The organism is Lwoffella lincolnii, from assembly GCF_002014765.1.
GTDB lineage: Bacteria > Pseudomonadota > Gammaproteobacteria > Pseudomonadales > Moraxellaceae > Psychrobacter > Psychrobacter lincolnii.
Genome location: NZ_MUYT01000007.1, coordinates 222,994 through 244,615 on the forward strand (window position 1 = coordinate 222,994; position 21,622 = coordinate 244,615).

Sequence of the window (21,622 nt, forward strand, 5' to 3'; positions counted from 1 at the left end):
AAGCCACTTAAGAATAAAATACTTAAGCCTAAATAAGAGAAAAAAACAATAAGAGAAAAAATACCGTGCTTGAGCCAGACATCATCACCAACAGCGATAACCCCCCTTTGCTTAGCTTAAAACAAGTCGATGTTGGGCGTGGTGAGTTTATGCTATGTCAAGGGGTTAACCTAACACTGAATGCAGGTGATATTTGCCATCTGATTGGGGCGAACGGCACAGGCAAAACCACCTTACTCATGCAGCTGGTTGGTATGCTACCAACCATCAATGGGCAGATACATTGGCACAGCGATATCCCCCCTTTATTTGTGTCGCATCAGCTTGGCATTCACCCCAATCTTACTGTGGCGCAGAACTTGAACTTTTTGCTCAATTTATATGGCATTGATGCCAAAACTGACACCAAAACCCATGCACAAGCCCTTAACGCAAACCTTTTATCTGATGCTTTGGCATGGGTGGGTTTATTGGGGTATGATAATTTTTTGTGTCAGCAGTTATCAGCAGGTCAAAGTAGGCGAGTTAACCTTGCACGGTTGGTGGTGATGACCCCTAGGCATACCCCCGTTTGGCTGTTAGACGAGCCCTTAACCGCCTTAGATGTGGCAATGGTGGCAAAGCTTGAACAGCGTCTACAAGCGTTTAGTGAACAAGGCGGAGCGGTGTTGATGACCAGTCACCAAGCGTTGAATGTGGCAAATAAACAACTGGACTTAAGTGAGTATTTGCCATGACCCAATATTCCCCCACTGGGCCTACTGCCCCTACCGCCACAACTTCCCTGACGGCCAAACCCACATTCAATCATGGCATCTGCTTTACCCAACTTTGGCAACGAGAGTGGGCGGTTAAGCGTCAAGGGGCGGTACAGTGGTTGTATCCGTTGGTGATGTTTTTATTAATCATTACCTTATTTCCGTTGGCGATTGGCAGTGAGCCGATGTTATTGAAGCGGTTGGCTGTCCCTGCGGTGTGGATAGCAGCATTGCTGTCATTGGTCATGGGCGCTGAGAACATTTTTAAGCCAGCGTTGGACAATGGCACATTGGCACAGTTGGTAACGGCAAACGCGCCACTTGCTTTATGGGTGCTTATTCGTTTGGCATTGCATTGGCTGTTTGGGGCAGGGTTGGTGGCGATGTTAAGCTTACTTGCGGTGGCGTTGTTTGGCTTGCCTTGGGGTGAAGCGGGTGTGTTGCTGGTATCCATTTTGGTGGGTAGTCCGATGTTGCTCATGCTCTGTGCCATTGCCAGTAGCCTGACACTGTCGCTAAAAAATGGGGCGGTACTTGTGCCACTTATCGCCTTGCCATTACAACTACCGATTCTGATTTTTGCCACAGGAGCGGTTGATCTGTACGCCACGGGCATGAATGCGTTGCCGATATTGGCGTTGTTATTGGCTGGCAGTATCCTTGCTGTGTTGATTGTGCCTTGGCTGGTGGGATATGTGCTAAAAATGGTGTGGATGAGTCATTAGGTTTTTTGGGTCATTGGTGTTACGTGGAATAATCTTATTGAGACAACAATAGCAGATGAATTTTATGTAAAAATTGAGTAAAATGTCAGACCATCACTTATCACAAGTAATTTTTAACAATGAATGTTAACTTTTAACAATGAATGTTAACAACCAACCAATTTTAATAACCAACAAGGTTTTAATTATGGCAACTGCCAAGCAATCTTCTGGTGTGTTTAATCGACTGTGGCAAGGCTTTTTAACCACAGTGGGAACACGTCAGTTTTTTGCCATTTTTGCCCCTTGGGTCAAGTGGTTAGCCATCTTAGGCAGTATTTGCTTGTTTATTGGCAGTATTTGGGGTTTGGCGTTTGCACCACCCGATTACTTGCAGGGCAACAGCTACCGCATTATTTTTATCCATGTGCCTACTGCCAGCCTTGCCATGTCAATATACATGGCAATGGCGGTGCTTGGGGTGATATTTTTGGTGTGGAAAATCAAGACTGCTAACCTTGTTGCTCAGGCCATTGCTCCCATTGGGTTTTTATTGTGTGTGTTGAGCCTTTTAACAGGTTCTATTTGGGCAAAACCAACATGGGGGACGTTTTGGGTGTGGGACGCTCGCTTGACCAGCATGCTGATTTTGGCATTTTTATACGCAGGGGTCATGGCGTTATTTGCTGCTTTTGAGCATACTCCAAACCGTGGTAAAGCCGCTGCCATTTTATCCATGGTGGGAGCGGTTAATTTACCGATTATCAAATATTCTGTAGAATGGTGGAACACCTTACACCAAGGAGCGACATTCACCTTAAGAGATGCCCCTAAAATGACCGCTGATATGTGGTTACCATTGCTATTGATGCTGATAGGCAGTTATCTGTTGGTGGCAGCATTGGCAATCTATCGCACCAACACATTGATACTCAAACGTGACCAAAGCAAAGCATGGGTGCAAAATCTGATTCGGCAAGAATCTTAAACCAATCAGTAAGATAAGACAATCAGTAAGATAAGAGGTGATGCGTATGATACAGCCCTATTTTTATAGCATTGCTGAGTTTATTGCCATGGGTAAGCACGGTGTGTATGTGTGGTCTTGTTGGGGCATTACGGTATTTATGGTATTGGGGCTGATGTGGTTTAGCCGTCAGCAACGCAAGCAGTTATTACAACAACTAAGACAGCAATCATTACGCCGTACCAATGTTAGACGTTAGGGCTAAATGTTAAAACATCAGACGTTAAATTCAAACCATCATTAAATAGGGTGCTTTTAGCACCGCCAACACACCTATTTCATTTTGAGAAACACGATGAACACCGTACGGCAAAAAAAACTGATGTGGGTCATGGCAACCTTGGTTGGGGCAATCATCTCCGTGGTTTTGGTGATTTATGCCATTGGGCAACAGACTGACTTTTATTTTGACCCCACGTCCATTCAAGCAGGACAAGCCCCACAAAACAAACGAATCCGAGCAGGGGGCATGGTGGTCGCTGGCAGTGTTAAACGTGATCCAGCCGATCCGCTTAATGTGCAGTTTGCCATCACAGACTTTAAAGCAACTGTGCCTGTGCGTTATGAAGGTATTTTGCCAGATTTATTTGCTGAAAACTCGGGTGTGGTGGCAACAGGTGAGCTACAAGGTCAAACCTTTATCGCCAGTGAAGTACTGGCGAAACATGATGAAAATTACATGCCACCAGAAGTTGCCAAATCACTCAAACAAGACCATGCCAACCGTGGGGTACAACCCAGCTCCGAGCAATTCACCCCAGCCAGTCCAGTCAATCAAACCACCACGTTAGAATAAAAACATGCGTTAGAATAAGAGTTATTAGAATAAGAGTTAACTGGTGTTTTTGAAGAAAATGCGTAAAAAACTTGCAAATTAAAAAAAGGCATGTATAATAAACCCCCCATACAGGGGTATCGCCAAGTTGGTAAGGCATCAGGTTTTGATCCTGACATGCGTTGGTTCGAGTCCAGCTACCCCTGCCATTTCTCTTTGAATGGTAAGACTTCATCTTAAAAAAGAGATTTTTAACGATTTTTAACTTTTAACGATTTTTAACAATGCACCATCTGTTAAAACAGACAAATTATTGATCGTTATTTATCAGCCAATACATTGACAATTATCCCCTTTTTTCGGTATAGTTTGCATCATTGTTGTGGTTATGATATTCAGCTTATAATAAACCACCCATTATCTAGGGGTATCGCCAAGTTGGTAAGGCATCAGGTTTTGATCCTGACATGCGTTGGTTCGAGTCCAGCTACCCCTGCCATTTTTTTCTATCTTTAAATTCTTATTGTGGTATGCCACTGCTGACGTCAATTCCCTGACGTGTCTTTTCATGGTTGCGTCATTTTTTGATTGGGTTTTGTTCATTTTGTCAACGGCTTGGATGCTCACTTATCAATTTATAGGACGTGACCCATGCCTTACTTGGCGATATTCACCGGCAATGCCCACCCAGAACTTGCAAAAACCGTCGCTGACCACTTACACATTCCTTTGGGAAAAGCAGATGTGGCTCGCTTTTCAGACGGTGAAATTGCCGTTGAAATCAATGAAAACGTGCGTGGCAAGGACGTGTTTATCCTACAACCCACCTGTGCCCCCACCAATGATAATTTAATGGAAGTCATGATGATGGCAGATGCGTTGCGTCGCTCCAGTGCTGGTCGCATCACCGCTGTCATGCCTTATTTTGGTTATGCTCGTCAAGACCGTCGTCCCCGTTCGGCTCGTGTGCCCATTTCTGCCAAAGTGGTTGCTGACATGATGGACATTGTCAGCATTGACCGTGTCATGACCGTGGATTTGCATTCTGACCAAATTCAGGGATTTTTTGATATTCCTGTGGATAATTTGTATGGTACGCCAGTGTTGCTCAAAGATTTGCGTCAACAAGGCTATGAAAATCTTATGGTGGTCTCGCCTGATGTGGGCGGTGTGGTGCGTGCCAGAGCCATGGCAAAAGTGTTGGGAGATGCTGACTTGGCAATCATTGATAAACGCCGAGCACGTGCCAATGAAGCTCAGGTGATGCACATCATCGGTGATGTCAAAGACCGTGATTGTGTGATTATCGATGATATGGTGGATACCGCTGGCACACTGTGTAAAGCTGCCGCTGCCTTAAAAGAGCATGGAGCAAGACGAGTATTGGCTTACATTACTCACCCTGTGTTATCGGGTAATGCCATCAAAAACATTGAAGGCTCTGAGTTAGATGAGATTGTGGTTACCGACACCATTCCATTACGTGCTAATGCTCAGGCGTGTGATAAAATTCGCCAAGTTTCCATTGCTCCGATGTTGGCAGAAAGCCTACGCCGTATCAATAATGAAGAGTCTATCAGTGCGATGTTTGATTATCTCTAAGTATTTTACTGATGATTGCCCTAGCATTTAGCAAAAAAAATGGCTACAATAAGCTGTCTGCATTTTTTGTTCTAATGACATCATATCAATGGCATATCAATGTCTCAATTTAGCAGATTGATATGTCAGTACAAACAAAATGCCAGCACAAACAAGATGGGATAAAACAGGGCAGTTAAGCAGTCGCAGTATGGGACTGGGCATGATGGTGGGTTGGTCGCAAACCCACTTTTTTTATCCATGTTTTATCCTTATTTTATCCATGCGTTTTTTATTCTCCCTATTTAGGAAAATCCCATGAGTAACAATCAATTTCAATTAAATGCGGTTAATCGCAGTGCTGAACAGCAAGGCAAAGGTGCGAGCCGCCGCTTGCGTAAGCAAAACTTAGTTCCCGCCATCATCTATGGTGGTAACGAAGAACCAACTGCCATCGCTGTTAAATATAATGAGCTTATTAAGGCATTGGAGAACGAGGCATTTTTCTCACACATTTTGACCATCAATGTTGATGGTGATGAACATCAAGCGGTTATTAAAGACCTACAGCGCCACCCTGCCAAAGGTGTGCCACTACACGCTGATTTTATGCGTATCGTTAAGGGTCAGAAGATTCATATGAATGTGCCTGTGCATTTTGAGGGCAAAGAAGACGCTCCAGGCACTAAAGAAGGTGGCATCTTATCTACGTTAGTCACTGATGTCGAAATCATCTGTTTACCATCGCGCCTACCAGAAAGCTTAGTGGTAGATGTGTCTAAGATGCAAATTGGGGATACTTATCACTTGTCAGACATCGTGTTGCCTGAAGGCGTGGTCATCTATGAGCTTGAGCAAGAAGATGGTACTGACCGTACCATCGTTAATATGCAAGCACCAACAGTTGAAGAAGTTGATGAAGTGAAAGCTGAAGATGCTGATGTTGCTGTCGATAGTGATGACATACAAGCACAAGCATCTGATGATGACAATGATGAAGCCTAAGATGATGATGATAAGTAATCCATTATTATCAGCCAATTTAGGTCATTCATTCCATGTCCCAACTTAAACTCATCGTTGGGCTTGGCAACCCAGGTCAGCAATATGCTCAAACTCGGCATAATGCTGGCTTTTGGTTTGTGCATCATTTGGCAAAAACGTATGGCATCAGCATGAATATGGATAAAAAGTTTCATGGTCTTGTTGGTCATGGTCATATTGAAGGGGGTAATGTACGGCTGTTATTACCCCAAACCTTTATGAATGGCTCAGGACAAGCGGTGATGCCCTTAGTGAATTTTTATGGCATCGTTGCCAATGAAATTTTGATTGCTCATGATGAGTTGGATATTGATGCTGGTGCCATCAAACTTAAGACAGGCGGAGGGCATGGTGGTCATAATGGACTAAGAGACATCACCCCACACATTGGCAATGATTTTCATCGGTTGCGTATTGGCATCGGTCATCCTGGGCATAAGTCAAAAGTGTCTGGGTATGTGTTATCTAAACCATCATCTGATGAGCAAATTGCGATAGATAATGCGTTGCAAGCCAGTTATGATGCCCTGCCTTTATTGATGCTGGGGAACATTGAAAAAGCTCGTAACCAAATTAACAGCTTTAAGCTGTCTTGATTAAAACTGTCTTGATTAAAACTGTCTTGATTAAAACTGTCTTGATTTAAACTGTCTTGATTAAAACTGTCTTGATTTAAACTGTCTTGATTTAAATCACCTTGATTAAATCACCTGATAACCATTCATAAAAGCCATAGAGGTAAGCGTATGCAGCTTGAATTACTCAAATGCAAGATTCACCGTGCCAGAGTCACTCATGCTGACTTGCATTATGAAGGGTCGTGTGGCATTGATGGTGATTTGCTGGATTTGGCAGGCATGCTGGAGAACGAATCCATTGATATTTACAATGTTACCAATGGCAAACGCTTTCGTACTTATGTCATCCGTGCTGAATCTGGCTCAGGCATCATCTCCTTAAATGGAGCGGCGGCTCACATGGCTGATTTGGGGGATATCATCATCATCTGTGCCTATGCTCGCATGAATGAACAGCAATCCAAGCAACACAAGCCTAAGCTGGTGTATTGCAATGAAGATAATACGGTGAAAGACACTGCGAATGTGATTCCTGTGCAGGTGTTGTAGGTTAAGGTTAAATCGGTTGGTAACTTTAAGTTGCTCTAAATTTGAGTTGCTCTAAATTTAAGTGGTTCTAAACTTAAAATTTCCCAAACCGAATAAAGCAAACCAAACCGAGTCAATGGCATGACTCGGTTTTTGTTTGTTGGTGATGTGATGAATGTGCATGTCATGTGCTTTTATTGGCGATACACTGTGGCTGGTGCAGACAGCGGTTTTATTGGTTGGTCATTTGTGGAGGTTGGCTATTTGTTGTGGCTTTTGTGCTGTTTTTTAAAAGATTGCCACAGGCTTTTGTGTTGGATTTTGGGCATTTTTAGGGTTAAGGTTTGTGACAGCAAGTCATGCACTGCCAAACCACGGCGGTTTAGCCAACAAAAACCATAATTAAACAGCAAGCCCAAAAATGCACTGAATACCATCGCCATGCGTGAACCATACAACAACCAACCAATGAAGCCACAGACGAATGGCAACACACACGCCGATAAGATACGCATAAAACTTTGTTGCCATGACAACAGCTGGCCATCAGTGCCGACGGTCTTTAACCGCCATGTCTGCATGCCCAAAGTCTGCCCCGCTCGTCGCCAAAATATGCCATAAAATCCCACCAGCGTTAGCACAAAACTGGGGGTCAATATCAAGTTTTGATACCAATTTGGTAACTTTTGGGCTTCTTGTGATGTTGTGCCAACTGGCAGCAGCATCAGTGTGCCAATCACTGACAACACCGTTCCCACCAAAAACAACAATGCCAAAATTAACATGCCGTCATAAATGATGGCAATCAAGCGAGTGGTTGGTTTGGCAATGGTGGGTTGTCCGTTGGTGATGCTGACAGTTTTTATGCCTGTGGTATTGGCTGGGTGTTTGGGGGGTAAGGTTGGCATAAGAAGAGAATGAATTTAATGACATTAAATAAATATATGGTACAAATATATGGTATAAGTACATGGGACAATTCAACGTGAATTATATCATATGGTGTTTGAGTATGAATGGCAGATGTTGTATAGTCAATTTTTTAAACTCTATTTTTTTTAACCCAGATGACCATTTAACTCAAATAAACCCTAGAAATTTGAACAATCAAGGACATTTGAACAATCAAGGACACATGACACATGACAAACAAACCCACCGTTGCTTTAATAGGTGCCCCAACCGATGTGGGCGCAGGTGTGCGAGGCGTGAACTTAGGGCCTGATGCTCTACGCATTGCTGACATTGATAAAGCCATTGAACAATATGGTTTTACTGTCATTGACCGTGGCAATTTGCAAGGCCCAGCCAATCCCAATCAGCCCCCTGTGAACGGCTACCGTCATTTTGATGAAGTGGTTGCATGGAACAAAATGGCACACGATGCCGTTTATGATGAGCTGAAAAATGGCAACTTCCCCATTTTGATGGGGGGAGACCATTGCTTAGGTTTGGCATCATTAACCGCTGTGGCACGCCATTGCCGTGAGCAAGGCAAAAAATTGCGTATCCTTTGGCTTGATGCTCATGCTGATTTTAATACCAGCGAAATGACTCCATCAGGCAACATTCATGGCATGCCTGTGGCTTGTGCTTGTGGCTTTGGTCCTGATGAGTTAACCACCATTGGTGGTATCAAAGGAGCGATTAGCCCAAAAGATGTGTATCAAATCGGTATCCGCAGTGTGGACGCTAAAGAAAAATACTTCATCAACGAAAAAGGCGTCACCGTCTTTGACATGCGTTATATTGATGAAAATGGCATGCGTCATACCATGGAACAAGCGTTAAAAGACTTGGATAATGACACCCACTTACACATCAGTTTTGATGTGGATTTTCTTGACCCAAGCATCGCCCCAGCGGTTGGCACAACGGTGATGGGCGGGCCTACCTATCGTGAAGCGTCATTGTGTATGGAGATGATTGCTGATACTGGCTTAATGGCATCTTTGGACATCATGGAGCTAAACCCAACCCTTGATGAACGCAATCGCACAGCGGTCATCATGGTGGATTTTATTGAATCCTTGTTTGGTAAATCCACCCTAGTCAGGCCTGACACAACCCAATAATTCAAATCATTCATGGACATATTTTTTTAAGGACTTCACTATGAACACCACCAACCAACCATCAAACAGCCAAGCTTATATTGACCGTGAAGAGCAATACGGCGCTCACAACTATCACCCTTTGCCTGTGGTATTAAGCCGTGGCGAGGGGGTGCATGTTTGGGATGTTGAGGGCAAACAGTATTATGATTTTTTATCTGCCTATTCAGCGGTCAATCAAGGGCATTGCCACCCCAAAATCATCGCCACTTTAACCGAACAAGCCAAAACGCTGACCTTAACATCAAGGGCATTTCACAGTGATAAGCTCGGTGAGTTTGAAGCCTTTGCCTGTGACTATTTTGGCTATGATAAACTTTTGCCGATGAACACGGGCGCAGAAGCGGTAGAAACCGCCATTAAAATTTGTCGAAAATGGGCATACGAGAAAAAAGGCATTGATGAAAACCAAGCCAAAATCATTGTCTGTGAGAATAATTTTCACGGTCGTACCACCACCATCATCTCATTTTCTAACGATGAAAATGCTCGTAAAAACTTCGGCCCTTATACCCAAGGTTTTATTAAAGTTGAATACGACAATCTTCAAGCCTTAGAGCAAGCGTTAACTGATAATCAAGATGTGGCAGGGTTTTTGGTTGAGCCAATCCAAGGTGAAGCGGGTGTGTATGTGCCATCTGAAGGTTATCTTGCCAAAGCCAAAGCCCTTTGCGATAAGCATAATGTGCTGTTTTTAGGCGATGAAATCCAAACGGGCATTGCTCGCACAGGCAAATTACTTGCCCTTGACCATGAAAATGTGCGTCCTGACATCTTAATTTTGGGCAAAGCCGTCTCTGGTGGCGTTTATCCTGTGTCAGTGGTCATGGCAGATGATGACATCATGAATGTCATTCGCCCAGGACAGCATGGCTCAACTTATGGCGGCAATCCGCTGGGGGCAGCGGTTGCCAAAACCGCTTTAGAGGTGGTGCGTGATGACAACTTAGCGGACAATGCTGATAAGCTTGGGCATATCTTTCGGGAAGAGATGCAAAAGTTGGTGGATAAGCATGAGCTTTTAACCTTGGTGCGTGGTAAGGGATTGCTCAATGCGGTGGTCATCAATGACACCGAAGACAGCAGTACGGCTTGGGACTTATGTTTGGCACTCAAAGAAAATGGACTGCTTGCCAAACCCACACACGGCAACATCATTCGATTTGCCCCACCGCTTGTGATGACTGAAACCCAACTGCGTGAGTGTGTGGACATCATCGCCAAAACGGTCGCCAAGTTTGAAGCAGACAGATGATATGATGGTTTTAATGGGTCAGTTTGTCATTTAAGCCCATTTATCATTTAAGCCCTTTTTATGGTTTAAAACTTAAGCCGTGTTATGCCTTTTGCTAACACGGCTTGTTTTTTGACCTGCCTTTAATGAGCTAAATTAAAAGGGTGTTTGAAGGCCGAAAGCCATAAGAACTAAAGCTTTATTTTTAAAACATTATTTTTGGTTTTTTTATCATTTTATATTATAGCCGCTGGAAATCACAGGTTGGATAGATCAAAAAGAAGCCTATCTATTAATATGTTCAATAGATTGATAAATATAGGCATAAAAAATAAATAAATATTATGAAATAGCAAAAGATAGTATTTTTGCTGGACTAATCACATTAATTAAGAGTGCAACATTAATAACTCAAACTCCTTGGAATGCAAAAAGTAAACAATTATAAGGTTTTTAACTAAATGGCGATTTTTAAATATGTATTAAGTTTTTATTTTAAGGTTATTTTTTTAATATCCATATCAATATTTTTGGCATACTTATTTCTAGCAAAAGAAACAGCTTATTATTACTGTGATGAAATTTGCATAACAATAATACAACACCATCAAGGTAGGGATACTTTTTTTAGAGTTTATGATGGAATTGTATTAAGCAGATATTCATATTTATTTTTTTCTTATGCTGAGTATCCTCCTGAGACATATGTGTATATAAAAAATAAAAAAATGAACGGAAAAATAGTTGTAGAGAATTTTATTGAACCGATTCGATATAAAGGCATATTGAATAATACAACCTTCCATGTAGCACCTTATGACAGTGAGGAAATTAAATATAGAGATCTAAGATACTTGTATTTATTTTTTTGATAAAGCCAAAACCATGTCAATGATGTATTCTTGGATTGAAGTTTGGCTTAATTTGGTCGGATTATTTAGTCGGGTTATGTTGAAGCGTTTGCTGATATGCCGTATCCAACTGCTTGGTTGTCAACAGCTCTTGTATGACTGGAAAAACCTCTCGCTCTTCAAAGCGGATATGGTCGTATAACGCTTGTGCCAAGGCATGTAAATCATCAATGGTTGGGTGGCTGGCAGACTCAGTCAGCTGACTTAATGTGCGTAACTGCTCATGTTCGGCAAGCAGCTGCTTACCAAGCGCCATCACTTTGGGGTGGTTGCCATGATTTGCCAATAAAGGGGCAACCAAATATCTCTCTTCAATCGCAAAATGTGCGATTCGGTCATCATGAACATATGCCACCAATGCTTGCCAATGCCTAAAAATGTCATCAGTCGTGCTGTCTTTGGGGCATTGCATGGCTTGACGAGATAGGCTTAAGCCAAGCTGATGCTGTCGAGATAAGGGGCGAAGCTGTTCTATGCGGTACATAAACGGATGTCCTGAGTTAAAAATAGATATAATAAACCATGAAATGCAGTTTGTTTGATTGACTGGTGATGATAAATGAGTACCATACTGATTATTTTTAGAAGTTACGTACTTTAACCTTTTAATTTGGTGCATTTGCTTTAAGTGTTTAAGTATTCACATATTTTTAGTACTTAAGTAGTATTAGGCATTGGGAGATATTATGCAATCATCTTCTGGGGCAACGCAAACGACGCAAGTTGGTTCTTTTAAGGTCAATGTGGTGTTTGCGGCAGTGTTGATTGGTTTTACGCTTTATTTTATTTGGTGGGGATTGGGCTACACAAATTATAACAACACATGGTTATTTATTATTGCCACATTATTCGCTGTCTTTATGGCGTTTAATGTTGGGGGTAATGACGTTGCCAATTCATTTGGCACATCTGTTGGGGCAGGTACGCTGACCATTCCACAAGCATTAGGTGTGGCAGCGATTTTTGAAGTGTCTGGGGCGGTGATTGCTGGCGGTGAAGTGACGGACACCATTCGTAAAGGCATCGTGGACTTAGAAGCGATGCACATTGAGCCGTTACAGTTTGTGTTTGTCATGATGGCATCTTTGGTTGCAGCGGCATTTTGGTTGTTGTTTGCGACCAAAAAAGGCTGGCCAGTTTCAACCACGCATTCCATCATTGGTGGTATCGTTGGTGCATCGGTTACATTAGGCTTTATGCTTGGTGGCAGTGATTCAGGGCTGTCATTGGTTCAATGGAATAAAATAGGTGGCATTACTGTGTCATGGGTGTTGTCTCCTGTGCTTGGTGGCATTGCGTCGTATGTGCTGTTTTATCACATCAAAAAGCACATCTTAAGCTATAATGACTCAGCTCAAGAGCTTATCAGTCAACTTAATCAGCAAAAAAAACTGACTTTAGAAGAAGATAGGCAAGCCTTTGAACGATTGAGTGATTTACAAAAGTTATCTTATACAGGGTCATTGGTGAGAGATGCCCATTTATTTACGATAAAAAATGTAAATGTATCAGAAGCTGATTTCAAAACCCCTTATTACAAAAAGTTGTATCAGATTGAGCAAAAAAAATATCAGCTACAAGCCTTTAAAGCACTACAAACTTGGGTGCCTTTGGTGGCAGCGTTGGCTGGTATGATTGTCTCAGCAATGCTGTTGTTTAAAGGGTTAAAAAACTTAGATTTGGGGATATCCATGCTTGGCAAATTTTTGCTGATGGGCATGATTGGTGTGGCGATTTGGATGGCAACTTTTGTCTATGCCAAAACCCTAAAAACAGACGAAAATCTTGATAGAGCCACGTTTGTTATGTTTAGCTGGATGCAGGTATTTACCGCTTCTGGCTTTGCTTTTAGTCATGGTTCAAATGACATTGCCAATGCCATTGGGCCTTTTGCCGCCATCATGGACGTGATACGCACCCAATCTGTACAAGCTCAAGCGGCTGTGCCGATGATAGCGATGGTTACCTTTGGGGTGGCGTTGATTGTGGGGCTGTGGTTTATTGGTAAAGAGGTTATCCAAACGGTGGGTAAAAACTTAGCAGAAATGCACCCTGCTTCAGGCTTTACAGCTGAGTTGTCTGCCGCTGGCGTGGTGATGATGGCGTCATTTTTGGGTTTGCCTGTGTCTAGTACGCACATTTTAGTGGGTGCGGTGTTGGGCATTGGTTTGGTCAATCAAAATGCCAACTGGGGCTTGATGAAACCCATTGTATTAGCGTGGGTAACTACCTTACCAGCCGCTGCAATCATCTCAGCGTTGAGTTTTGTGTTGTTTCATGCAATCTTTTAAGCTATGAGACAGTATCTTGGTAAAATTGATAAAAGGCAACGACTTGGTGATTATAAAGGTGATATGGTTATTTATTGGATATGACCATTTGAACAATCGCCCTAGAACAGTGCTAAGATTTAAACTGTCTATTTTTTTATTAAAATTTTATCTATAAATAAATATTAAATTTTACAAATGGCACTATCAAATAGTGGGAAGTTTCAACACCATGATACTGATGCTTTTTGTACCAAGTCATGTCTTGTTGATAAAACAGGGTTGTGGTAAACCCTGCCAACTGTATGGTTGTGATGTTAAGTTTCGCCATGTTAAGTTGTGCTGTTAAATAACGAGAAAACTGACAAATAAGTTGGTTTTTTGGTGAGTAAATACCATCAGGCACCCTGTTTTTTTGCCAACTTTTCACCAAAAATTGATTAAAAACATTATCAAGCTTGCCCCAGCCATCTTTAACAAAAATTTGAGTAACAAATTCTCGCCCTTGTTTACTCACTAAAGCTTTTGGTGTCAGTACGATTTCTTCAAGTTGTAAGTAACGGTGGAAGCTTAGATATTTTGGCTTACTGACTGTTTTAATGGTGCATAGATGACCTTGTTTAGCCAATAAGTCAGCTAAGCGTTGATGGTGATTATATTGATGTTGCAAGATGGTCAGTGATTGCTTGGCTCGTGTCAGAGCCACATATAAAGGTCTGACCGTATCTTGGCCATTTTCCTGATGGCTACTGATTTGGTTACTGATTTGGTCGATAACATAGACATGGTCAAATTCCATGCCCTTGGCACTGTGATAACTGAGTAAATAAACGGCTTTTTTACTGTCATATTGTGCCATTTCAAGCCGTTGCAATACTTGTTCATAGGTAACATCAGCCAAGTCTGAAATGCTATTTAAGATAGCCTGCCACGCCTTATCTAAAGCGGTTAAATGTTGTTCTTCTCGCCAATTTTCTAAAAATATGGTAACTTGTCCAGTGATTATTGCTAAGCGTTCATTATCTAAGAACTGGCACAAAGCCTGCCCAATAAAGCTATTTAACGGAATTAACTGCTCGCTTTCATTGTAGCGTTGGCTGTTTATGCCTAAAATTTCTAAATAATGCTGTATGGCATCAAAGCATTGCCATTTGGGGGCTAAAATGGCAATGCTTGGTTGATGCTCTAAACTTTCAAATTCAGCCAGTTTGGCTTGAATATCTTGAGCAATCCAACTTGCCATATCAATACCTTTTGGCTGATGAAATGTGCCATGGCGAATCGGTAAATCTGGGTGAGTATGAGTGGGCTGGACGCTATTATCAGCATCTTTTAACCGCTCTTCATTAGGTAATGACTGACTGATAAAGTCATTGGCAAGATTCACGATATTATCTGCACTGCGGTAATTATTAAGCAAATAATATTTTTGTGAAACATCAATATGATAATGTTGTTCAAATTGCTGAATGAATTCAATACTTGCCCCACGAAAGGCGTATAAATTTTGGTCATCATCGCCCACAACCATCAGATAACCACGCTGTTCATAGTTACTTAATGAACTGTTACTTGATGAACTGTTATCAGTGATGTCATCTTTAACTTCTTGTAAATCGGCTAAAAGCCCAATCAGCTCATATTGATACTCATCAATATCTTGAAACTCATCAACCATGATATATTGAAAATATTGGGGAGACTCTTTAAGCTGGGCAATTGCTTGCTCAATGAGCCATTGATAACGGGCATTATTTCGCCGTTTGTCATCATTTTTTTCTTCATTTAGATGAGCAATTTTAGAACAAATTTCGTCCAGTTGTTCATTGGTGGCATCTTTTTCTGACAATCCTGTGATTTGGCGGGCTAAGGCATGGAAAGTCAAAATCGTTACGCCATTGGCATTATTCCCCACTAAGGCTTTTAAGCGGCCTTGCAATTCACACACTGCCAAACGGTTATAAGCTAAAATCAATATTTTTTCAGGTCTAATCTCTTCAATCATCAACAGATGAGCGACCCGATGCACGACAACCGTGGTTTTACCTGAACCGGGTCCTGCTAAAATCATAGATGCACGGCTTTTATCTTCAATGATTTGCTTTTGTACATTACTTAAATGGCTGGGTAAAATCAGTTTTTTATAATCTTTGAGATAAGGGCGAGTAACATCGGTGTCTTTGGGAATATATTGCTTAACCACGTGAGCTAACGGATATCTAAAGTAGTCTTCCATCAGTGAGCGTTTGGTGTTCATGTCGCTATTAAGCCAATGATTTAACACATGAATCCGCATACAACGGTCAGTATAATGTTGTTGTAAGTAACGATAAGCAACGGCGTTATATGGTTTTTTGGTTTTATTCGCACCAATAAAGAAAATCGCATTGGCATCATCATCAAGGCGTGATAGCTCGATGATGCGTAATCTTTGTAGCTGTTCAAGTTGGTGCAAAATGGTTATTGGTGAGCGATTGAGTTGCTCAGCAATATCGTCCAATGAGAAATTTACCCCCACTTCTTTCCCCTTGCCATCAAGCTTGGCAAAAATATACTCATCAAGCAGTGGAGCAAGTTGATTGATTTGCTGTTCGGCAAGGTTTCGCCAGTTGTGCCAATCATCGCTAAGCTGTTCAATTGCCAGTTGGTTTTTAGTTTCAATGGTTGAGCTGACGGTAAAATAATGCTTTGAGTGATATCGTGTGGCAATGATATTTAACGCTCGCAACATTGGAAAAATGTCTTTAGCGGTGCGGAATTGATACTGATGAGCCACAAGCCAATTATCCAAGGCTTTGCCATCAAAACGCTCAAACCCATCCACACTATCCATCTGTTGATAATGTGCTTGAAAAAAATCGCTATTAATAAAGGCTTTTAGGGCATCAAGGATACGTTTTTTCTTATTAAACTCACTTTTTAGATGCCTGACAGTATGGTTTAGGCGAATATTAACCACAATTTCCCATTGAGCAAATCCCAGTTTGACCAGTTGACGCAGTAGGTCTAGTAACTGCTTGACCGAATAGCCTAACGCCACGGCAAGCTCAGGCAAGTGGTAGCGAGTGGGCTGTGTTTCTGTGGTTTTATAAATACTGGTCTGGGTCGGTAAATTGTCGTTAATTTGCTGTAATTGGTGATACAGTTTAAGTAGTTTACTATTATGCTCTGCTGTGGGGCTTTGCAATGGTTTAATGGTAATAAAAGCAGGCTGTTGTTCTTTTTCAATCAATAAGCCGTAGCGTTCTAATGCCAATAGAGCCACACGAATTTGGGTGTTAAGTTGTTCCACATCATCATCAATGCCTAAAATTGGCAACAACAAATTGCCTGCAAACCATTGGTCGCTAGGCTGTCTGCCTAGAATCGGTCTGATTTGCTCCCAGCAGTTTTTTAGAGTTTCGGTATTGGGAATACGAGAGAGGCGTTCTTGTTTAAACTGATTTTCGATGTCGCTATTGTCCCATAGCATGTAGGCGTGAGCATGCTCATGGGATTTTCTTGCCCCACGCCCAATTTCTTGGACATACGATTCAAGATTATTTGGCACACCACTATGAATGACGGTATGAATGCCTGCTTTATCAATGCCCATGCCAAAGGCATTGGTACAAACAATCACGTCCAGTTCATTGTTTTTGAACTGTTGTAAAATTTGCTTTTTCTGTGATTCATCCAGTTTGCCATGATAGGCGACCGCTTTGAGATTCTGTTCAGCAAAGTGTTTGGCGTATGCTTCACAAGCTTTGCGGTTTCTCAGGTAGACAAGAGCGATACCTTGTTCGGGGTTTTCAAGATGGTTTTGCTCATACCAAGCTTGACGTTCATGCAAGATTTGATAAATTCTTGTCATGCGGTTGTCTTTTGCCACTTGCTCAAAATGTGGGGTAATATTCTCACGCCAAATTGTTAGGTTATCGATAGGTGTACCATATTGCACCAAAGGTTTATTATTCGTTAAAGTAACCAGTTTATTGACCAATTCTTTATCCAAATCTTCTTTGACACGGCTAGAAGCAGTAGCGGTTACAAGGCTGACTCTTGGGGCAATAAATTCATATTCTCTAGCAGGTTCATTAACGGTTTTGGGCGTATTGCCTGCTAGCAAATCAAATTGATTGTCATTTTTACTGGGCTTTTTCGCCATTGCCTTGATGTCATTCTGCACTTTTTGGGCAATTTCGGAACCATAACAGGCAATAATGTGGTCAGCAATCCGTAAAAAATCAGGACGAAAATCTGTGCCCCATTGGCTTAAGGTATGAGCCTCATCGAGTACCCAAAAGGCAGGCGTACGATTTTTAAGCAGTTGGCGAATGCTGTATGTACGTAAGCGTTCTGGGCTTAAATACAGGATATCGATATCACCTTGCCACACGCCTGTGATAATATTCTTTTGAGTCTCAGGCGTTTGCCCTGATGTCAGATAGGCGATACGGCTTTTATAGTTGGGCAGTTGGGTATGAAGATTAATGACTTGGTCTTCAATCAAGGCTTTTAGTGGTGAAATAATAACGGTGAGCTGGCGTTGGTACTTGCTAAAAATAAGCGCAGGTAATTGAAAGGTGAGACTTTTACCACCCCCCGTTGGCAAAATTCCTAATGGAATGTCTTGATTGGCGAGGGTGGCTTTGACAATTTGCATTTGTCCATCACGCAATTTGTCAAAACCAAAAAATTCTTGACATTGGCTGTTAATCCAATCTTCATTAGTGGCATCAATCTGCCAAAAGGTGTCTTCAGCGTGTTGAAAACTCTGCTTATAAATCGGGTGTTTGGTAATCCACACAGGGCGACGGGCTTGTGGTTTATCAAAATAGCGTAGCCAATTAACAAAACATGCCAAACCTAGATACTGCCAAGAATGGGGAGTTTCTTTAAATATGCCTTTTTGCTGTTTGATTTTTTGTTTTTTAATTGTGTTACAAGCTTGCTGTAGCAATGCAACCAGTTCGGATTGATTGCCTTTAGGCATTTCACTTGTTATTGAATCCCAATCGAAGATGCAATCATCATCAATACAAAAATACTGGTTATTGGATAATTTCTCAAGATTGGGCAGTAGTTGATGGTATAAGAACTGACTGTCTAACGGTAAATTGTTCCATGCTGTCAGACAAAGTTGAAAAATTATCTGACTTTCAACACAGTCCAACACAGGATTGTTATGGGTGGTATTGGCTTTATATAGTTTGGCTAACGCATGGGTAGGTTGATGTGGAATCAGCAGGCAACTTAGAATAAGCGTATCCCATGTTTTGACTTGCCATTGAGACAGTGTATCATCGGTAACATTCAATTTCTCAATAGCCTTAAAAAAATCCACCAGTATTGGTAAATCAAATTCAACCAAATTATGCCCAGCTAAATGGTCAGCAGTTTGAAAAATCTCAAAAAATAGACTTGCGTAACTGCTAAATAGCGTCTCATCAAATTGCCAATATAAATGACCAACGACAATCGCACCATCGAGTAGTTTTTGAGTGCTTGGTTCAATTTCTAGGTCAAGCCATACGATGGTATTTGGCTTTGATTGAACTTGCGCTAAAATGGTTTGAATGTCGCTAACTGCGGTTAGATTCTCAAAATATTTGCTAAAATTTACCTGTAGATATTCGCTTAAGCCTGCAATGGGATTGGGTGCTTTTGGGGGGTATGAAGCAGGTTCGATAAGCTCGGGTATATTTAACATGATTTAACTCTGAATGTTTGAATGATTTAATTTTTAAGATAGATTGAGATAAGCCAAATCAATATAAGTGATATTGGCATTATTTACAATTAAACTGTTTCTTGAAATTTAATTCAATCTGTTTCATAATATTTATGATGACTGAGTAACAAAAAAATGAATAAGTAACAAAAAAAATATCTTATAATATCCTATTAAATTAAAACTTGTGGCGTGTGTTAGTTAAGCGTCATTCAAGTAAAATCAGGACATGATTTAAACATTTAAAATTGTTCAATTACTTCACATGTTAAAGTTCAATAAATTCACCCTTTTACCACACATGGCATTTTCTTATGAACTTTTGGCTGTTGTTATTACATATTTTAGGGGCGTGCATTTGGGTTGGTGGGCATTTATACCTGTGTTTGTGTGTATTGCCCAAATCTGTGCGTGAGCAGGACAGTCGACTTATCTTAAACTTTGAAGGCAGTTTTGAAAAGCTTGGTATGACGGCTTTGCTTGTGCAGGTACTGACAGGCTTTTATATGGCTCATAGATACTTGCCCCAGTTTGCGATGCTCACCAATCATGACAATCCGATAGCGGTGCTTATCAGCTTAAAAATCACGTGGCTGGTGCTGACGGCACTCACGGCATTATCCGCTCAGCTTATCGTCATTCCACGGTTAAAAAAGGATTTAGAGAATGCCAAATTACGCCACTTGTTTATTGGGCATATTGTGTCAGTAACGTTGTTGTCATTGGCGTTTATGGTAACTGGGGTATTGTTCCGTACAGGGTTTTAAATGGTTGGCATGATTATGATTTATCATGATGATTTATCACAATGATGATTTGGCATAATTGCCACAATCATGATTATCTATGAATTATGAATATTGTGAATAATGATTGCCTGTCATGGTCATGTCAACTTTATTGGCATAAGGACACAGTGTTAAAGATGCAGTGTTAAAAATGCAGTGTTAAAAATGCAGTGATTAAGGAGACAATAATTAACTTTCGTTTATCCATCTTACCGACCTTGTTTGGTTTATTAAAGTATCTTTTGTTGTTTGTGGTCATTTATTTACTGGTGAATTGGTGGCGACAGCCTGTCATGCCTGCTCAGCCAAATTTACATTTGATGGATTATCAAGGCATGCCTGTTGATGTGTCTGCCATCAGCCAAAATTCCCCTGTGTTGGTGTATTTTTGGGGCAGTTGGTGTGGCGTGTGTGCGGTAACATCGCCTAAGGTCAGTCAGCTACATCAAGATGGCTACCCTGTGGTCAGCATCGCTGTTAAATCAGGTGATGATGCTGAGTTGGGTCAATATTTGCAACAGCATCATTATGAGTTTATTACCATCAACGACAGTCATGGACGGATATTTGCTGATTGGCAGGGGCAAGTTACGCCTTCATTTGTGATTTTGCATCAAGGAAAAATGACTCAAGGCATGACAGGCATTCAACCGCTGTGGTCGTTAAAGTTGCGATTGATGTTACACAATTATTTGCCTGCTTGGTGAATGGGTGGCAAATTACTCCGCATATAAGATAAGATTTGTATCAGCTTTTATTTATTTAGTTGGGTCAATCAGCCACATGATAAAAATTATGCTCAAGCCTATGAAGTGGCTCATATTCACCGCCATCTTGCTGGTCATTGCTTTTCATGTGATGGTGGCAGGATTGCTTGTGGTGTGGCAAACTCAGCCCATTACCAACAGCATGTTTATGTTGACACATCGTCTACAAGGTGGACAAGTTACCCAGCAATGGGTAGAGTATGATGACATCGCTAAGAGTGCCAAACAAGCCGCCATTGTCAGTGAAGATGCTAAGTTTGTCAGTCATCATGGCTTTGATATGCAAGGCATCGAAAAGGCATTAGAAAAAAACCAAAGTTTGGGCAAAGTGTCAGCAGGTGGCTCAACCATCAGCCAACAGTTGGCAAAAAACTTATTTTTAACTTCACAAAAATCCTACATTCGTAAAGCAGATGAAGCACTCATCACCATGATGATAGAACATATGTGGGATAAACAGCGTATCTTGACAGCGTATCTTAATGTTGCAGAGTTTGGTAATGGCATTTATGGCATTCAAGCGGCGGCACTGCATTATTTTGATAAACCTGCCAGTAAACTCAACCGTGATGAAGCAGCATTGCTCATTTGCTTATTGCCCAATCCCAAATATTATCAAGACAATTTAAATAACAAACGCCTACGAAATAAGCAACGCATCATCATGAGACGCATGCCATCTGCCCAGTTGCCTTGAGTTGGCAGTGCTTTATTTACCCATAGACGACATTTTCACATTCTGTGGTTCACCATTGTGTGGTTCAGCACCTTGACTACCTTGTCTCAATCTAAACGTGCAGAATTAAATTATCACCCTTTGTCAGGTTATG

19 protein-coding genes and 2 tRNA genes are annotated in these 21,622 nt (G+C 41.4%); 18 read left to right on the top strand and 3 right to left on the bottom strand.

What is annotated here, in order from left to right:
• Nucleotides 1–65 precede the first annotated feature (65 nt).
• The 11 genes from ccmA to panD all read left to right on the top strand — a co-directional run bounded on the left by ccmA (nucleotide 66) and on the right by panD (nucleotide 7,016).
• On the top strand, nucleotides 66–737 hold the full coding sequence (gene ccmA, locus B0682_RS06355) for a heme ABC exporter ATP-binding protein CcmA (protein WP_240494898.1): 672 nt from the start codon (nucleotides 66–68) through the stop codon (nucleotides 735–737).
• Entirely contained in the window at nucleotides 734–1,483 is a 750-nt protein-coding gene (locus tag B0682_RS06360) for a heme exporter protein CcmB (RefSeq protein ID WP_078307497.1), read from the top strand. The genes ccmA and B0682_RS06360 overlap by 4 nt, the downstream gene beginning before the upstream one ends.
• A 187-nt stretch (nucleotides 1,484–1,670) precedes the next feature.
• The gene (locus tag B0682_RS06365) at nucleotides 1,671–2,450 is read left to right on the top strand and encodes a heme ABC transporter permease (protein WP_078307608.1); all 780 of its coding nucleotides are present in this window, start codon (nucleotides 1,671–1,673) and stop codon (nucleotides 2,448–2,450) included.
• 46 nt (nucleotides 2,451–2,496) lie between these two features.
• Entirely contained in the window at nucleotides 2,497–2,688 is a 192-nt protein-coding gene (ccmD, locus tag B0682_RS06370; RefSeq protein ID WP_411350594.1) for a heme exporter protein CcmD, read from the top strand.
• Between the two features lie 96 nt (nucleotides 2,689–2,784).
• On the top strand, nucleotides 2,785–3,285 hold the full coding sequence (gene ccmE / locus B0682_RS06375) for a cytochrome c maturation protein CcmE (protein WP_078307499.1): 501 nt from the start codon (nucleotides 2,785–2,787) through the stop codon (nucleotides 3,283–3,285).
• Nucleotides 3,286–3,397: 112 nt separating this feature from the next.
• Nucleotides 3,398–3,473 (top strand) — tRNA-Gln (locus B0682_RS06380).
• Nucleotides 3,474–3,687: 214 nt separating this feature from the next.
• Nucleotides 3,688–3,763 (top strand) — tRNA-Gln (locus B0682_RS06385).
• 152 nt (nucleotides 3,764–3,915) lie between these two features.
• Nucleotides 3,916–4,866, top strand: coding sequence for a ribose-phosphate pyrophosphokinase (locus B0682_RS06390; protein WP_078307500.1), 951 nt, complete (start codon nucleotides 3,916–3,918; stop codon nucleotides 4,864–4,866).
• 297 nt (nucleotides 4,867–5,163) lie between these two features.
• Nucleotides 5,164–5,850, top strand: coding sequence for a 50S ribosomal protein L25/general stress protein Ctc (locus B0682_RS06395; protein ID WP_078307502.1), 687 nt, complete (start codon nucleotides 5,164–5,166; stop codon nucleotides 5,848–5,850).
• 53 nt (nucleotides 5,851–5,903) lie between these two features.
• Nucleotides 5,904–6,485, top strand: a complete 582-nt coding sequence (gene pth, locus B0682_RS06400) for an aminoacyl-tRNA hydrolase (RefSeq protein ID WP_078307504.1) — start codon at nucleotides 5,904–5,906, stop codon at nucleotides 6,483–6,485.
• 150 nt (nucleotides 6,486–6,635) lie between these two features.
• On the top strand, nucleotides 6,636–7,016 hold the full coding sequence (gene panD / locus B0682_RS06405; protein ID WP_078307505.1) for an aspartate 1-decarboxylase: 381 nt from the start codon (nucleotides 6,636–6,638) through the stop codon (nucleotides 7,014–7,016).
• 239 nt (nucleotides 7,017–7,255) lie between these two features.
• On the opposite strand, the gene B0682_RS06410 is transcribed toward panD, so the two are convergent.
• The gene (locus B0682_RS06410) at nucleotides 7,256–7,903 is read right to left on the bottom strand and encodes an RDD family protein (protein ID WP_078307507.1); all 648 of its coding nucleotides are present in this window, start codon (nucleotides 7,901–7,903) and stop codon (nucleotides 7,256–7,258) included.
• Nucleotides 7,904–8,137: 234 nt separating this feature from the next.
• Between B0682_RS06410 and rocF the strand changes: the two genes are divergently transcribed.
• From rocF to B0682_RS06425, 3 genes are all read left to right on the top strand, one after another.
• Entirely contained in the window at nucleotides 8,138–9,070 is a 933-nt protein-coding gene (rocF, locus tag B0682_RS06415; RefSeq protein ID WP_078307508.1) for an arginase, read from the top strand.
• A 40-nt stretch (nucleotides 9,071–9,110) separates the two neighbouring features.
• Complete coding sequence (gene rocD / locus B0682_RS06420; RefSeq protein ID WP_078307510.1) at nucleotides 9,111–10,364, top strand: ornithine--oxo-acid transaminase; 1,254 nt, start codon at nucleotides 9,111–9,113, stop codon at nucleotides 10,362–10,364.
• Between the two features lie 440 nt (nucleotides 10,365–10,804).
• Nucleotides 10,805–11,215: a hypothetical protein gene (locus tag B0682_RS06425; RefSeq protein ID WP_078307511.1), complete on the top strand. Its 411-nt coding sequence runs from the start codon at nucleotides 10,805–10,807 to the stop codon at nucleotides 11,213–11,215.
• A gap of 61 nt (nucleotides 11,216–11,276) precedes the next feature.
• Here B0682_RS06425 and B0682_RS06430 read toward each other — a convergent pair whose 3' ends face one another.
• Nucleotides 11,277–11,738 (bottom strand): hemerythrin domain-containing protein, encoded by a 462-nt coding sequence (locus B0682_RS06430; protein WP_003662283.1) that lies wholly within the window; start codon nucleotides 11,736–11,738, stop codon nucleotides 11,277–11,279.
• A 202-nt stretch (nucleotides 11,739–11,940) separates the two neighbouring features.
• Here B0682_RS06430 and B0682_RS06435 point away from each other — a divergent pair, with 202 nt between their 5' ends.
• Complete coding sequence (locus B0682_RS06435) at nucleotides 11,941–13,545, top strand: inorganic phosphate transporter (RefSeq protein WP_078307513.1); 1,605 nt, start codon at nucleotides 11,941–11,943, stop codon at nucleotides 13,543–13,545.
• Nucleotides 13,546–13,696: 151 nt separating this feature from the next.
• Here the strand turns inward: B0682_RS06435 and B0682_RS06440 are convergent, their stop codons facing one another.
• Nucleotides 13,697–19,216 (bottom strand): UvrD-helicase domain-containing protein, encoded by a 5,520-nt coding sequence (locus B0682_RS06440; RefSeq protein ID WP_078307514.1) that lies wholly within the window; start codon nucleotides 19,214–19,216, stop codon nucleotides 13,697–13,699.
• Between the two features lie 335 nt (nucleotides 19,217–19,551).
• On the opposite strand from B0682_RS06440, the gene B0682_RS06445 reads away from it, so the two are divergent.
• The 3 genes from B0682_RS06445 (at nucleotide 19,552) to mtgA (ending at nucleotide 21,489) form a co-directional block, all read left to right on the top strand.
• Nucleotides 19,552–20,004, top strand: a complete 453-nt coding sequence (locus B0682_RS06445) for a CopD family protein (protein WP_078307516.1) — start codon at nucleotides 19,552–19,554, stop codon at nucleotides 20,002–20,004.
• Nucleotides 20,005–20,213: 209 nt separating this feature from the next.
• On the top strand, nucleotides 20,214–20,732 hold the full coding sequence (locus B0682_RS06450) for a protein disulfide oxidoreductase (protein WP_420845511.1): 519 nt from the start codon (nucleotides 20,214–20,216) through the stop codon (nucleotides 20,730–20,732).
• Between the two features lie 88 nt (nucleotides 20,733–20,820).
• Nucleotides 20,821–21,489: a monofunctional biosynthetic peptidoglycan transglycosylase gene (gene mtgA, locus B0682_RS06455; protein WP_078307517.1), complete on the top strand. Its 669-nt coding sequence runs from the start codon at nucleotides 20,821–20,823 to the stop codon at nucleotides 21,487–21,489.
• The last annotated feature ends 133 nt before the right edge of the window (nucleotides 21,490–21,622 follow it).

Bases quoted from the DNA above. Each gene is read 5' to 3' on its own strand.
- mtgA (WP_078307517.1), top strand. From the start codon at position 20,821: ATGCTCAAGCCTATGAAGTGGCTCATATTCACCGCCATCTTGCTGGTC.
- B0682_RS06430 (WP_003662283.1), bottom strand. From the start codon at position 11,738: ATGTACCGCATAGAACAGCTTCGCCCCTTATCTCGACAGCATCAGCTT.
- ccmD (WP_411350594.1), top strand. From the start codon at position 2,497: ATGATACAGCCCTATTTTTATAGCATTGCTGAGTTTATTGCCATGGGT.
- pth (WP_078307504.1), top strand. From the start codon at position 5,904: ATGTCCCAACTTAAACTCATCGTTGGGCTTGGCAACCCAGGTCAGCAA.
- B0682_RS06440 (WP_078307514.1), bottom strand. From the start codon at position 19,216: ATGTTAAATATACCCGAGCTTATCGAACCTGCTTCATACCCCCCAAAA.
- B0682_RS06360 (WP_078307497.1), top strand. From the start codon at position 734: ATGACCCAATATTCCCCCACTGGGCCTACTGCCCCTACCGCCACAACT.
- rocF (WP_078307508.1), top strand. From the start codon at position 8,138: ATGACAAACAAACCCACCGTTGCTTTAATAGGTGCCCCAACCGATGTG.
- B0682_RS06365 (WP_078307608.1), top strand. From the start codon at position 1,671: ATGGCAACTGCCAAGCAATCTTCTGGTGTGTTTAATCGACTGTGGCAA.
- B0682_RS06410 (WP_078307507.1), bottom strand. From the start codon at position 7,903: ATGCCAACCTTACCCCCCAAACACCCAGCCAATACCACAGGCATAAAA.
- ccmE (WP_078307499.1), top strand. From the start codon at position 2,785: ATGAACACCGTACGGCAAAAAAAACTGATGTGGGTCATGGCAACCTTG.
- B0682_RS06390 (WP_078307500.1), top strand. From the start codon at position 3,916: ATGCCTTACTTGGCGATATTCACCGGCAATGCCCACCCAGAACTTGCA.
- B0682_RS06445 (WP_078307516.1), top strand. From the start codon at position 19,552: ATGAACTTTTGGCTGTTGTTATTACATATTTTAGGGGCGTGCATTTGG.
- B0682_RS06425 (WP_078307511.1), top strand. From the start codon at position 10,805: ATGGCGATTTTTAAATATGTATTAAGTTTTTATTTTAAGGTTATTTTT.
- B0682_RS06395 (WP_078307502.1), top strand. From the start codon at position 5,164: ATGAGTAACAATCAATTTCAATTAAATGCGGTTAATCGCAGTGCTGAA.
- rocD (WP_078307510.1), top strand. From the start codon at position 9,111: ATGAACACCACCAACCAACCATCAAACAGCCAAGCTTATATTGACCGT.
- panD (WP_078307505.1), top strand. From the start codon at position 6,636: ATGCAGCTTGAATTACTCAAATGCAAGATTCACCGTGCCAGAGTCACT.
- B0682_RS06435 (WP_078307513.1), top strand. From the start codon at position 11,941: ATGCAATCATCTTCTGGGGCAACGCAAACGACGCAAGTTGGTTCTTTT.